Annotated in this window: 13 protein-coding genes; 3 read left to right on the forward strand and 10 right to left on the reverse strand. The window is 68.6% G+C overall.

What is annotated here, in order from left to right:
- Genes ACSQ9I_RS29105 through ltnD form a run of 3 tightly spaced genes read right to left on the reverse strand, consistent with a single transcriptional unit; the run spans position 1 to position 2,896 of the window.
- Positions 1-678 (reverse strand): class II aldolase/adducin family protein, encoded by a 678-nt coding sequence (locus tag ACSQ9I_RS29105; RefSeq protein WP_436315459.1) that lies wholly within the window; start codon positions 676-678, stop codon positions 1-3.
- Positions 675-1,943, reverse strand: coding sequence for a 3-oxo-tetronate kinase (gene otnK, locus ACSQ9I_RS29110; RefSeq protein WP_436315460.1), 1,269 nt, complete (start codon positions 1,941-1,943; stop codon positions 675-677). The genes ACSQ9I_RS29105 and otnK overlap by 4 nt, the downstream gene beginning before the upstream one ends.
- Positions 1,940-2,896, reverse strand: coding sequence for an L-threonate dehydrogenase (gene ltnD / locus ACSQ9I_RS29115; RefSeq protein WP_093108623.1), 957 nt, complete (start codon positions 2,894-2,896; stop codon positions 1,940-1,942). The genes otnK and ltnD overlap by 4 nt, the downstream gene beginning before the upstream one ends.
- Before the next feature lie 55 nt (positions 2,897-2,951).
- Between ltnD and ACSQ9I_RS29120 the strand changes: the two genes are divergently transcribed.
- Positions 2,952-3,278 (forward strand): hypothetical protein, encoded by a 327-nt coding sequence (locus ACSQ9I_RS29120; protein WP_436315461.1) that lies wholly within the window; start codon positions 2,952-2,954, stop codon positions 3,276-3,278.
- Here ACSQ9I_RS29120 and ACSQ9I_RS29125 read toward each other — a convergent pair.
- From ACSQ9I_RS29125 to ACSQ9I_RS29145, 5 genes are read right to left on the reverse strand one after another with little or no spacing between them, the layout of a single operon-like run.
- On the reverse strand, positions 3,275-3,526 hold the full coding sequence (locus ACSQ9I_RS29125) for a formate dehydrogenase subunit delta (RefSeq protein WP_093108621.1): 252 nt from the start codon (positions 3,524-3,526) through the stop codon (positions 3,275-3,277). The genes ACSQ9I_RS29120 and ACSQ9I_RS29125 overlap by 4 nt on opposite strands.
- Positions 3,527-3,546: 20 nt before the next feature.
- Positions 3,547-4,401 carry a formate dehydrogenase accessory sulfurtransferase FdhD gene (fdhD, locus tag ACSQ9I_RS29130; RefSeq protein WP_436315463.1) on the reverse strand — a complete coding sequence of 285 codons (855 nt, stop codon included), beginning with the start codon at positions 4,399-4,401 and terminating at the stop codon, positions 3,547-3,549.
- The gene (gene fdhF / locus ACSQ9I_RS29135; RefSeq protein WP_436315464.1) at positions 4,398-7,262 is read right to left on the reverse strand and encodes a formate dehydrogenase subunit alpha; all 2,865 of its coding nucleotides are present in this window, start codon (positions 7,260-7,262) and stop codon (positions 4,398-4,400) included. Before fdhF ends, fdhD begins: the two co-directional genes overlap by 4 nt.
- Before the next feature lie 23 nt (positions 7,263-7,285).
- Complete coding sequence (locus ACSQ9I_RS29140; protein ID WP_436315465.1) at positions 7,286-8,842, reverse strand: formate dehydrogenase beta subunit; 1,557 nt, start codon at positions 8,840-8,842, stop codon at positions 7,286-7,288.
- Entirely contained in the window at positions 8,839-9,351 is a 513-nt protein-coding gene (locus ACSQ9I_RS29145; protein WP_436315466.1) for a formate dehydrogenase subunit gamma, read from the reverse strand. Before ACSQ9I_RS29145 ends, ACSQ9I_RS29140 begins: the two co-directional genes overlap by 4 nt.
- Positions 9,352-9,493: 142 nt before the next feature.
- Here ACSQ9I_RS29145 and ACSQ9I_RS29150 point away from each other — a divergent pair, with 142 nt between their 5' ends.
- Positions 9,494-10,417 carry a LysR family transcriptional regulator gene (locus tag ACSQ9I_RS29150; RefSeq protein ID WP_436315467.1) on the forward strand — a complete coding sequence of 308 codons (924 nt, stop codon included), beginning with the start codon at positions 9,494-9,496 and terminating at the stop codon, positions 10,415-10,417.
- Here the strand turns inward: ACSQ9I_RS29150 and ACSQ9I_RS29155 are convergent.
- The gene (locus ACSQ9I_RS29155) at positions 10,414-10,650 is read right to left on the reverse strand and encodes a hypothetical protein (RefSeq protein WP_436315468.1); all 237 of its coding nucleotides are present in this window, start codon (positions 10,648-10,650) and stop codon (positions 10,414-10,416) included. The two genes, ACSQ9I_RS29150 and ACSQ9I_RS29155, sit on opposite strands and share 4 nt — an antisense overlap.
- A gap of 110 nt (positions 10,651-10,760) precedes the next feature.
- Here ACSQ9I_RS29155 and ACSQ9I_RS29160 point away from each other — a divergent pair, with 110 nt between their 5' ends.
- Entirely contained in the window at positions 10,761-11,618 is an 858-nt protein-coding gene (locus ACSQ9I_RS29160) for a LysR family transcriptional regulator (protein WP_436315469.1), read from the forward strand.
- Positions 11,619-11,623: 5 nt separating this feature from the next.
- Here the strand turns inward: ACSQ9I_RS29160 and pyk are convergent, their stop codons facing one another.
- Entirely contained in the window at positions 11,624-13,042 is a 1,419-nt protein-coding gene (gene pyk / locus ACSQ9I_RS29165; RefSeq protein WP_436315470.1) for a pyruvate kinase, read from the reverse strand.
- Between the last annotated feature and the right edge of the window lie 7 nt (positions 13,043-13,049).

Below are 13,049 nucleotides of genomic sequence, written 5' to 3' on the forward strand. Positions count from 1 at the left end.
CTACCAGCGAGCGCCGAAGCTGCGGCGCAGTTCATCGATCTGGGCCGGGCCCAGGGCTTGCGGTCGGCGCTCCATCGCCTGGCCGCTCCATAGCCAGAGCTTCGCGGTCTCCTCGAGTTCCTCGAGCACGGCCATGGCGGCGGCGGGCGTCTCGTGCCACACGTTCGGGCCCAGGCGTTCGAGCATCACGGCGCGGATCGGCGTGCCCTGCGCGCCGTAGCGTTCGATGGCCTGTGCCACCAGCTCGGCCGCTTCGGGCGCGCCCGGGCGCTGATACGGAATCACCGGCACATGGCCGACCTTCATCACGAAATAGGGCGTGAGGGCCGGCAGCAGTTCTTCGCCTGGCTGTTGCAGCGAGAGCGCGACGCAGTGCGTGGAATGGGTGTGGATCACGCAACGCGTGCCGGCATCGAATCGCGTGGCCGCGGCGTGGATGCGCGCATGCAGCGCGATGGTCTTGCTGGCGCGATCGCCGGCGGTCTGGTTCAGGCCGGCATCGAGGCGCGCGAGCTTCGCCGGGTCGAGAAAGCCGAGGCAGGCATCGGTGGGCGTGATCAGGAAGCCGTCGTCAGCGAGCCGCACGCTGATGTTGCCGGCGGTGGCATGCACATAGCCGCGCTCGAACAGGCTGCGGCCGATGCGGCAGATCTCTTCGCGCGATTCGCTCTCTTTCATCCGATGACTGTAAAGGCTTTCGAAAAGAAATCGTCGGAGCCGAAGTTGCCGGACTTGAGCGCGATATGCAGGCCCGCGCTGCCGGCCGCTTCGGACACCGCATAGCACCACGGGACGCCGGGGTCGATCTGCGGGCCGATCTGCATCTGAGCGACGCCCAGCGCCTGCACGCAGGCGCCGGAAGTTTCGCCGCCCGCCACCACGAGCTGGCGCACGCCTTGCGCGACCAGCCCGCGCGCGATCGCGGCGATGGTGCGCTCCACCATCGCGCCGGCTTCCTCGACGCCGAGCCGGCCCTGCACCGATTTCACGGCGCCGGACTCGGCCGTCGAATAGACCAGCACCGGGCCGGATTCGACGAGCGGTGCAGCCCAGTCCAGCGCCTCGGTCGCCACGTCGACGCCTGCCGCGATGCGCAAGGGATCGATCGCCAGCGCCGGCCGTCCCGATGCGATGAAGTGCTGCACCTGCCGGTTGGTGGCAAGCGAGCAGCTGCCCGACACCACGGCCCTGAGCCCCGAAGCCGCAGGCAGCGCGCTCGCGGCGGACGAAGGCGCGATGCCGAAGTTGCCCGGCAATCCGATCGCGACGCCCGAGCCGGCCGTGACCAGCGGCATCTGCGCCAGCGCCGGGCCGAGGCGCAGCAGGTCGTCGTTCGAGACCGCATCGACGATCGCGATGCCCACGCCCTGCGCGCGCAACTGTGCGATGCGCTCGCCGATCGCGGCCGGTCCCTGCGCCACGGCCACATGATCGATCAGCCCCACCTTGCGCCGCGTCTGCGCCTGCAACACGCGCACCAGGTTGGCATCGGTCATCGGCGTGAGCGGGTGGTTCTGCATGCCGCTCTCGTTGAGCAGCACCTCGCCCGCGAACAGATAGCCCTTGAAGACGGTGCGCTTGTTGTCGGGGAAGGCCGGCGTGGCGATGGTGAAGTCGGTGCCCAGCGCATCCATCAGCGCCTCGGTCACCGGCCCGATGTTGCCCTCGGGCGTGCTGTCGAAGGTGGAGCAGTACTTGAAATAGATCTGCTGCGCGCCCTGCGCTTGCAGCCAGCGCAGCGCGGCCAGCGATTGCACCACCGCTTCGCCCGGCGCGATGGTGCGCGACTTGAGCGCCACCACCACCGCATCGACTTCGGCGGCCAGCGGCTCTTGCGGCACGCCGATGGTCTGCACCACGCGCATGCCGGCGCGCACCAGGTTGTTGGCGAGATCGGTCGCGCCGGTGAAATCGTCGGCGATGCAGCCGAGCAGGACGGTCATGGCTTGTCTTTGTTGGGAGTGGAAGGCAACTCGATGCCCGGAAAGATCTTGATCACCGCGCTGTCGTCCTCCTTCGCGAAGCCCGCGGTGGACGCCTGCATGAACATCTGGTGCGCGGTGGACGCGAGCGGCAGCGGAAACTTGCTCGCGCGCGCGGTGTCGAGCACCAGGCCCAGGTCCTTGACGAAGATGTCGACCGCCGACAGCGGCGTGTAGTCGCCGGCCAGCACATGGGCCATGCGGTTCTCGAACATCCAGCTGTTGCCGGCGCTGTGCGTGATCACCTCGTACAGCGCCTCGGGCGCCACGCCTTCACGCAGGCCCAGCGCCATGGCCTCGGCGGCGGCGGCGATGTGCACGCCGGCCAAGAGCTGGTTGATGATCTTCACCTTGCTGCCCGCGCCGGCGCGGTCGCCCAGCCGGTAGACCTTGCCGGCCATGGCATCGAGCAGCGCATCGGCCTTGGCATAGGCCTCGGGCTTCGCCGAGCTCATCATCGTCATCTGCCCGCTCGCGGCCTTGGCCGCGCCGCCGGAGATCGGCGCGTCGATGTAGTGGATGCCGGCCGCGCCGAGGCGTTCCTCCAGCGCGATGGACCAGTTGGGATCCACCGTCGAGCACATCACGAACACGCTGCCGGGCTTCATCGCCGCGGCCGCGCCCGCTTCGCCGAACAGCACCGCCTCGGTCTGCTGCGCATTGACCACGACCGAGACGACGCGCTCGCATTCGGCCGCGACCTGCGCCGGCGTGGCCCAGGCGACGCCGCCCTGTTCGGCAAAGGCGAGCGCAGCGCCGGGGCGCGCATCGCACACATGCATCTCGTAGCCCTTGCTGCGCAAGGTGGCCGCGATGCCGGCGCCCATGGCGCCCAGGCCGACGAGTCCCGCTTTTTTCATGGAGATTCCTGAGAGTTGGGATGGTGCAGCGCGCGCACTGCGGGACTTCAGCATTGCCCCGGTCCGGCCCACATGATAAGAAGCGGTAGCGCCTCAACCAAGGAAAACCATGGATCACGATGGAGACAAGGGCGACGACAGGAGCGAAGACTCCAGCCCGCAGCGCGAAGGCTTCGACCGGCCCGGCCACTTGCGGGCTGCTTTCATGGGCCGTGCATTGAAGGCGGTGATCGCCATCATCGCCATCGGCGCGGCCGCCGCGTCGATTCCCTACTGGGGCAGCGCCGACTTTCCGGTGATGAGCCTGATCATCTACGTCGCCGGCATGGTGTTCGTCGCCATGCCGCTGTGCATGTACTACGAGTTGCTGCTCAAGGCGCACGAGGAGCGCGTGGCGGATGCCAGGCCGTTCCAGGGCGCGGGGCTTCCGTCCTAACCGGCCTCGCCGGGAAGCAGCGTCGTCCGATGGCTGCGCACTGCCGAGGCGACGATCGGCAGCAGGTCGCCGGCACCTCCTTCGTCAAGCTGGAACAGCAGCTGAGCGCGCATGCTGGGCGCCCAGAACGACTTCAGGTGCGAGGCGATCGCCTGCCTGGCCGCGACGGAGTCGGCGGGTGTCTGGGCCTGGAAGAAGGTGCCGATCTGGTTGGCCATCTTGACCAGTTGTGCGCCGGGATCGTGCATGCTGCCTCTCGAATTGGATGTCAGTGCGCGCGGCTTGCGCCGGACGCCGGGTTGGCCGAAGTACGTTCCGGCTGGCAATAGACCACCAGGTCTTCCTTGCGCGCGAAGCCGACCAGCGTGAGGCCGGCCCGCTGCGCGGTCTCGACCGCGAAAGAGGTGGGCGCGGACACCGCGGCGAGCAGCGACACGCCGGCCATGGCGGTCTTCTGCACCATCTCGAAGCTGGCGCGGCTGGTGACGGCGATGAAGCCGGCCGACGCATCGACCCCGCTGGATGCCAGCGCGCCGATCAGCTTGTCGAGGGCGTTGTGGCGCCCGACGTCCTCGCGCAAGCACATCACCTCGCCTTCCGCCGTGCACCAGGCGGCCGCATGCACGGCGCCGGTGGCCTGCTGCAGCGTCTGCAAGGCGTGGAACTGCGACATGGCCCGCGCGATCGCGCGCCGGTCCAGCCGCGCCGCATCGGCCTGAAGCATGGGCAGCCGGCGCGACACCTGGCCGAGGCTTTCGGTGCCGCACAGACCGCAACCGGTGCGCCCGGCCATCGAACGGCGCCGCTCTTTCAGGCGCGCGAACGCGGCACTGGCCACTTCCAGGTGCACGGTGATGCCGAGGGCCGAAGCTTCGGCCTCCACCGCATAGAGCTCGCGCGCATGATCCAGGATGCCCTCGCTGAGCGAGAAGCCGAGCGCGAAGTCCTCCAGGTCCGAGGGCGTGGCGAGCATCACCGCGTGCGAGATGCCGTTGAACTCGAGCGCGACGGGCACTTCCTCGGCCACCCAGTCCTGCACCGCGAAGTCCAGCCCGCCGCGCACGCCGTTGACCGGCAGCAGGCGGGCGCCTTCGAAAAGCGGGGGTGCAACAACGGCTGTCACTTTGCTGGCACCGTGTCGTTGGCCTGCGCAGCCGTCAGCAAGCCCTGCTGGACCTCGTTGAAGCGGCTGTACTCCTGCTGCCACGCGGAGGGCTGCATCACCGGCATGACCTGCACCGCGGTGACCTTGTATTCAGGGCAGTTGGTGGCCCAGTCGGAGTTGTCGGTGGTGATGACGTTGGCGCCCGACTCCGGGAAGTGGAAGGTCGTGTAGACCACGCCCGGCTGCATGCGTTCGGACACCGTGGCGCGCAGCACCGTCTCGCCCGCGCGGCTCTGGATGCCGACCCAGTCGTCGTCCTTGATGCCCCGCTCCTCGGCATCGTGCGGATGGATCTCCAGCCGGTCCTCGCTGTGCCACTGGTTGTTGTCGGTGCGCCGTGTTTGCGCGCCGACGTTGTACTGCGACAGGATCCGGCCGGTGGTGAGCAGCAGCGGGAACTTGCGCGTCACCTTCTCGTCGGTCGCCACGTACTGCGTGACGATGAAGCGGCCCTTGCCACGCACGAAGCTGTCGATGTGCATGGTCGGCGTGCCTTCGGGCGCGGCATCGTTGCAGGGCCACTGGATGCTGCCGAGCTCGTCGAGGCGCTGGTAGCTCACGCCGCGGAAGGTCGGCGTCAGCGCGGCGACCTCGGCCATGACGTCCTCCGGACTCTTGTAGTCCATCGGGTAGCCGAGCGCCTGCGCCAGCTTCACGGTGATCTCCCAGTCCGCATAGCCGGCCTTCGGCGGCATCACCTTGCGCACGCGCGAGATGCGGCGCTCGGCGTTGGTGAAGGTGCCGTCCTTCTCCAGGAAGGAGGAGCCGGGCAGGAACACGTGCGCGTACTTCGCGGTCTCGTTGAGGAACATGTCCTGCACCACCACGCACTCCATCGCCATCATCGCCGCCGCCACGTGCTGCGTGTTCGGGTCGGACTGCACGATGTCCTCACCCTCGCAGTAGAGGCCCTTGAAGGCGCCGCCGAGCGCGGCGTCGAACATGTTGGGAATCCGCAGCCCCGGCTCGGGGTTGATCGGGACGCCCCACGCCGCCTCGAAGCTCGCGCGGGTGGTGCTGTCCGAGACGTGGCGATAGCCGGGCAGCTCGTGCGGGAAGGAACCCATGTCGCAGGCGCCCTGCACGTTGTTCTGGCCGCGCAGCGGGTTGACGCCGACGCCCTCGCGCCCCACGTTGCCGGTGACCATGGCCAGGTTCGCGATGCCCATCACCGTGGTCGAGCCCTGGCTGTGCTCGGTCACGCCGAGGCCGTAGTAGATGGCGCCGTTGCCGGCCGTGGCGAACAGGCGCGCCGCGGCACGCAGCTGCGCCGCCGGCACGCCGGTCGCCTCCTCCGTGGCCTCGGGCGACTGCTCGGGGCGGGCGACGAAGGCCTTCCATTCGTTGAACGATGCGGTGTCGCAGCGCTCGGCGATGAAGTCCTCCGCCGCCAGGCCTTCGGTGACGATGACGTGCGCCAGCGCGGTCACCACCGCCACGTTGGTGCCGGGCTTGAGCTGCAGGTGGTGCGCGGCCTTCACGTGCGGTGACTTCACGATGTCGATGCGGCGCGGATCGACCACGATCAGCTTCGCGCCTTCGCGCAGCCGCTTCTTCATGCGCGAGGCGAACACCGGATGGCCGTCGGTCGGATTGGCGCCGATCACCATGATCACGTCGGCCTTCTCCACCGACTTGAAGGTCTGGGTGCCCGCGGATTCGCCCAGCGTCTGCTTGAGGCCGTAGCCGGTGGGCGAGTGGCACACGCGCGCGCAGGTGTCGACGTTGTTGTTGCCGAAGGCGGCGCGCACCAGCTTCTGCACCAGGTAGGTTTCTTCGTTCGTGCAGCGCGAGGAGGTGATGCCGCCGATCGAGTCCTTGCCGTACTTGGCCTGCAGGCGTTTGAACTCGCTCGCGGCATGGTTCAACGCGACTTCCCAGCTCACTTCCTGCCACGGGTCGCTGATCTTCGCGCGGATCATCGGCTTCAGCATGCGGTCCTGGTGCGTCGCGTAGCCCCAGGCGAAGCGGCCCTTGACGCAGGAGTGCCCTTCGTTGGCCTTGCCGTCCTTCCACGGCACCATGCGGACCACCTCGCTGCCCTTCATCTCGGCCTTGAAGGCACAGCCCACGCCGCAGTAGGCGCAGGTGGTGATGACGCTGTGTTCGGGCTGGCCGAGCCAGATCACCGACTTCTCCTGCAGCGTGGCCGTCGGGCAGGCCTCGACGCAGGCGCCGCAGCTCACGCACTCCGATTCCATGAAGGCCTGGTCCTGGCCCGGCGAGACGCGCGACTCGAAGCCGCGCCCGCTGATCGTGAGCGCGAAGGTGCCCTGCGTTTCCTCGCAGGCGCGCACGCAGCGGTTGCAGACGATGCACTTCGACGGGTCGTAGGTGAAATACGGGTTCGACTCGTCTTTGGCGCTCTTCAGGTGGTTGGCGCCGTCGAAGCCGTAGCGCACGTTGCGCAGGCCCGTGACGCCCGCCATGTCCTGCAGCTCGCAGTTGCCGTTGGCCGAACAGGTGAGGCAGTCCAGTGGATGGTCGGAGATGTAGAGCTCCATCACGCCCTTGCGCAGCTCCTGGAGCTTCGGCGTCTGCGTGCGCACCTTCATGCCGGCCTCGGCGGGCGTGGTGCAGGAGGCCGGAAAGCCCTTGCGGCCATCGATCTCGACCAGGCACAGCCGGCACGAGCCGAAGGGCTCGAGGCTGTCCGTCGCGCACAGCTTGGGCACCTGGATGCCGGCATTGACCGCCGCGCGCATCAGCGAGGTGCCCGCGGGCACGGTCACTTCGTAGCCGTCGATCTCGAGCGTCACCTCGCGCTCGGACTCGCGGCGGGGCGTGCCGTAGTCGGTTTCTTTCAGGTGGTCGAGCATGGCTTGTTCCTCTTCTTCTTGCCTCAGGCGGCTTCGCGATCGGGGACGACGAGGCCAAAGTCCTCGGGAAAGTGATTGAGTGCGGACAGCACCGGGAACGGCGTCATCCCGCCCATCGCGCACAGCGAGCCGTGGACCATGGTGTCGCACAGGTCGCGCAGCAGCATCACCTGCTGCGGCCGGTTCTGGTCGGCCCGGATTTTGTCGATGACCTCGACGCCGCGGGTCGACCCGATGCGGCAGGGCGTGCACTTGCCGCAGGACTCGATGGCGCAGAACTCCATCGCGTAGCGCGCGAGCTTCGAAAGATCGGCGGTGTCGTCATGGACCACGATGCCGCCGTGGCCGACCGTGCCGCCGACCGCGGCGTAGGCCTCGTAGTCCAGCGGCAGGTCCCATTGCGATTCCGGCAGGTAAGCGCCCAGCGGCCCGCCCACCTGCACCGCCTTGATCGGCCGGCCCGATGCGGAGCCGCCGCCGTAGTCGTAGAGCAGCTCGCGCAGCGTGACGCCGAAGGCCTTCTCGACCAGCCCGCCGTGCAAGATGTTCCCGGCCAGCTGCATCGGCAAGGTGCCGCGCGAACGCCCGACGCCGAAGTCGCGGTAGAACTCTGCCCCGCGCGCCAGGATGAGCGGCACGCTGGCCAGCGTGATCACGTTGTTGATCAGCGTGGGCTGGCCGAACAGGCCCTCGATGGCCGGCAGCGGCGGCTTGGCGCGCACGATGCCGCGCCTGCCCTCCAGGCTTTCGAGCAGCGCCGTTTCTTCGCCGCAGACGTAGGAGCCGGCGCCCTTGCGCACTTGCAGCCGGAAGCTGCGGCCCGATCGAAGGATGTCGTCGCCCAGGAAGCCCGCCGCCTCGGCGCGGCGGATGGCCTCGTTCATCGCCGCGATCGCATGCGGGTATTCGGAGCGCACGTACACGTAGCCCATGCTCGCGCCGGTCGCGATGCCTGCGATGGTCATGCCTTCGATCAGCATGAAGGGGTCGCCCTCCATCGTCATGCGGTCGGAGAAGGTGCCCGAGTCGCCTTCGTCGGCATTGCAGACGATGTACTTCTGCGCGGCCGCCGTCGCCAGCACCGTCTTCCACTTGATGCCGGCCGGGAAGGCCGCGCCGCCGCGCCCGCGCAGGCCCGAGTCCAGCACCTGCTGCACGACCTGCGCGGGCTCCAGCGCCAGCGCGTGGCGCAGGCCGGCGAAGCCTTCGTGCGCCTGGTAGTCGGTGAGCGACAGCGGATCGGTGATGCCCATGCGCGCGAAAGTGAGGCGCTCCTGCTTCTTCAGGTAGGCGATCTCCTCCGTCGGGCCGAGATGCAGCGCATGGGCTGCGCCCTCGAGGAAACCAGCATCGAACAGGCTCGCCACGTCCTCGGGCGCGACCGGCCCGTAGGCGATGCGCCCGGCCGACGTGGCCACCTCTACCAGCGGCTCGAGCCAGAACATGCCGCGCGAGCCGTTGCGCACCAGATGGATGTCCGCACCACGCGCTGCGGCCTCGCCGGCGATGCGCCGCGCCACGCGGTCGGCGCCGGCGGCCAGGGCCGCGGTGTCGCGCGGCACGTAGACGGTGATGCTCATGATTCGCTCCGGGCCTGCGCCATCAGTGCATCGAAGACCCGCGGCGTGATGCGCGCATGCGGCTCGTCGTCCAGCATCATGGCGGGCGAGGAGGCGCACAGGCCGAGGCAGTAGACCGGCTCGAGGGTGAAGGCGCCGTCCTTCGAATCGCCATGCACCGCGCAGCCCAGATGCTGCTGCGCATGCGCGAGCAAGGCCTCGGCACCCATCGCCTGGCAGGCCTCGGCGCGGCAGATCTGGACCACGTGCCGCGCGGCCGGCTCGGCGCGGAAGTGGTGGTAGTAGGTGAGGACGCCATGGACCTCGGCACGCGACAAGTTCAGCGCAGCGGCGATCTCCGGCACGGCGTCTGCGGGAACGTAGCCCAGCGCGTCCTGCACCTCGTGCAGGATCGGCAGCAGCGCGCCCGGCTCGCCGGCGCGCTCTGCCAGCACGCCGCGCACGGTCGCCAGCGCATCGGCGCTGCTGCTGCGATGCGAGATCGTTCCTTCATCCTGAAGCGCCGACATGCTGTTCTCCTTGTTTGTCGCAACACCGTGTGGGGCGCAGTGTCGACAGCGGAGAAACGGCTGTCCAATTTATCCGGCGAATGGGCCGATGCGATTACTAAATCGAAGTCCGCCGCAAGGCGCACGGTACGATGAGTTCACGATGAAGAACGCGACCCTGCGCCAGTTGAAAGTCTTCGAGGCGGTCGCTCGCCTCTTGAGTTTTTCGCGCGCGGCCGAAGAGCTTCACCTGACCCAGCCGGCCGTCTCGACGCAGGTGCGCAAGCTCGAGGAGCACGCCGGCAACGTGCTGTTCGAGCAGTTCGGCAAGAAGATCTACCTGACGCCTGCCGGCGCGGAGCTGCTGCAGATCAGCCGCGCCATCATCCAGCAGTTCGAGGCGGCCGAGAACGCGATGACGCAGTTCAAGGGCGTCTCGGGCGGCAAGCTCAACGTGGGCGTGATCAGCGCCGGCGACTACTTCTTTCCTCGCCTCCTGGTGGAGTTCGCGAGCCGCCATCGCGGCGTGACGCTGAACTTCACGGTCCACAACCGCGAGGGGCTTCTGACCCACATCGCCGAGAACCTCACCGACCTCGCGATCATGGTGCGGCCGCCGACCGACATGGACACGGTCAATCAGCCCTTCGCGCCGCATCCCTACGTGATCGTCGCGGCGCCGAGCCATCCGCTGGTCGGCGAGAGGAAGATCTCGCGGGCCCGGCTGATGCGCGAGCCCTTCGTCGTGCGCGAGAAAGGCACCGACACCTGGAACTCGATGGAGGAAGGCTTCGGCGGCGACCTGCGTGACATCAACATCGCAATGGAGATCCCGAGCACAGAGACGATCAAGCAGGCGGTGATCGCGGGCATGGGCGTGAGCTTCGTGTCGGCGCACACCATCAGCCAGGAGCTGAAGGCCGGCAGCCTCAGCGTGCTCGACGTCGAGGGTTTTCCGCTGATGCTGAACTGGTACGTCGTGCATCGGCGCACCAAGCGCCTGCCGCCGGTGGCGCAGGCCTTCAAGGACTTTCTGCTCAGCGACGGCGCGTCGCTGATTGCGCAGATCGTTCCGTTCGAATCCTAGCGAAGGCCGATGTAGGCCGCACGCCGGCGCAGCACGGCGGCACGCATCGGATCGATGGGCTCGTTGCGGTTCGCGTCGACCTGCAGGGCGTGCATCTCTTCGACTTCTTCGATGATCCTGCCCGGGCTCAGCAAGGCCTGGGCGAGCAGGCTGGCTTCATCGGCCAAGGCCTTGAACGCGCCGGCCAGGCCGCCGAAGGCGTTCGCGCGGGATGATCGGGAGAGGGTGGACATATGCAGCTCCTGGATGTGATGGCTTCATCTTCGGTTTGCCTTCGCCATAAGTAAAACGAGATTTATTGCCAGTTGAATGCAAAAATCCTGCATTCAAACGATTTGCCGCAATGGACATCAACCTGGCCCGCACCTTTCTCGAGATCGTCGAGACCCGCAGCTTCCAGCGCGCCGCCGAGCGGCTGCACGTGACGCAGACCTCGGTCAGCGCGCGCGTGCGAACGCTCGAAGAGCTGCTCGGCCGCCGGCTCTTCGTGCGCAACAAGGCCGGCGCCGCGCTCACCGCGGCCGGCGAGCGCTTCCTGCCGCATGCGACCACGCTGGTGCAGGTCTGGGCGCGCGCGCGCGATCAGGTGGCGGTGCCGACCGGTAGCCGCGAGGTGCTCGCGGCCGGCTGCGAAATCAGCCTGTGGGATCCGCTGCTGCTGCGCTGGCTGCTGTGGATGCGCGCCAGGCACCCGCAGCTCGCGCTGCGCACGGAAGTCGGCTACCCGCAGGACCTGCTCGACAAGGTGGCCGCGGGCGTGCTCGATGTCGCCATCGCCTATGCGCCGCAGCAGCGGCCCGGGCTGCGCGTGGAGCTCCTGATCGAGGAAAAGCTCGTCATGGTCACGACGGCGAAGCGTCCGCGCGTGCCGCACCCGGCGGACTATGTGTACGTCGACTGGGGGCCCGAGTTCGCGGCGCAGCACGGCCTGGCCTTTCCCGAACTGTCGAGCGCGGCAGTGATGGCCGGGCTCGGGCCGCTCGGCCGCGAGTACCTGCTGGCCGCCGGCGGCACCGGCTATTTCCGGCTCGACGTGGTGCGCGGCCACCTGGAATCCGGGCATCTGCGCCGCGTGCCCCATACGCCGGAGTTTCTCTACCCGGCCTATGCGGTCTACGCTGTGGGCGCCGATCCCGCGATCATCGAGCCCGCGCTGGCGGGCCTGCGGCAGGCCGCGGGCACGGGCGCCAGAAAGATCTGACCGGCTCAGCGCGCGATGCGCGCGACGTGCAGCAAGTTCGTCGTTCCGGACTGTCCGAAGGGCAGGCCCGCGACGACCACCACGTCGTCGCCCGGGTTCGCGAATCCCTCGTCGCGCGCGCTGCGGCAGGCGCACTCGATCATCTCGGCGACATCGTGAACGTCGTCCACCAGCACCGCATGCACGCCCCAGACCATGGCCATGCGGCGCGCGGTGGCGACGGAGGGCGTCAGGCTCAGCACGGGCACGGCGGGTCGCTCGCGCGCGGCGCGCAGGCTGGTGAAGCCCGAGGAGGTGTAGGTCACGGTGGCGGCCGGAGAGAGCAGCCCGGCCACGTTGCGCAGCGACGCGCAGACCGCGTCGGCGGTGGTCGCCTCGGCCGCGGCATGCGTGGCGTCGATGCCGCTGCGGTAGGACGGGTCCGCTTCCACGCGGGCGACGATGCGGTCCATCATCGCAACCGCTTCCAGCGGGTACTTGCCCGACGCGGATTCGGCGGACAGCATCACCGCGTCCACGCCGTCGTAGATCGCGGTCGCCACGTCGGAGACCTCGGCGCGGGTGGGCACCGGCGAGGCGATCATCGACTCGAGCATCTGCGTCGCCACCACCACCGGCTTGCCGCCCTTGCGGCAGGCGCGCACGATGAGGCGCTGCAGTTCCGGCACCTGCTCGGGCGGCAGCTCGACGCCGAGGTCGCCGCGCGCGACCATGATGCCGTCGGACAAGGCGACAATGCCGTCCAGGTGCTCGATCGCGGCCGGCTTCTCGAGCTTGGCCATGATCCAGGCGCGTGTGCCGATGAGGGCGCGCGCCTCCTCGATGTCCTCGGGCCGCTGCACGAAGGACAGCGCAACCCAGTCCACGCCCATCGCGAGCCCGAAGGCCAGGTCGTCGCGGTCCTTCGCGGTCAGCGGCGAGATCGGCAGCAGCACGCTCGGCACGTTGACGCCCTTGCGGTCCGAGATCGGTCCGCCGACAAGCACGGTGGTTTCGGCGAAATCCGCGCCGTGGCTTTCCACGCGCAGGCGCAGCTTGCCGTCGTCGAGCAGCAGCTCGGTGCCGGTCTGCAGCGCCGCGAAGATCTCCGGATGCAGCAGCGGCGCGCGGCGGGCATCGCCGGGGGTCCTGTCCATGTCGAGGCGCAGTCGCGCACCGGCTTCGAGCTGCGTCCTGCCGCCTTCGAAAGTGCCCAGGCGCAGCTTCGGCCCTTGCAGGTCGAGCAGCACGCCGATCGGCCGGCCGAACTCCTTCTCCAGCGCACGGATCGTCGCGAGCCGCCGCGCATGGTCGGACTGCGTGCCATGGCTGAAGTTGAGCCGGAACACGTCCACGCCGCGCTCGAACAGGGCGCGGATGGCCTGCTCGTCCGAAGTGGACGGGCCGAGCGTGGCGACGATCTTGGCGCTGCGGGCGCGTCTCATGGTGAGG

The sequence above is a fragment of the Variovorax sp. LjRoot84 genome (assembly GCF_964254305.1).
In the GTDB taxonomy this organism is placed as follows: Bacteria; Pseudomonadota; Gammaproteobacteria; order Burkholderiales; family Burkholderiaceae_C; genus Variovorax.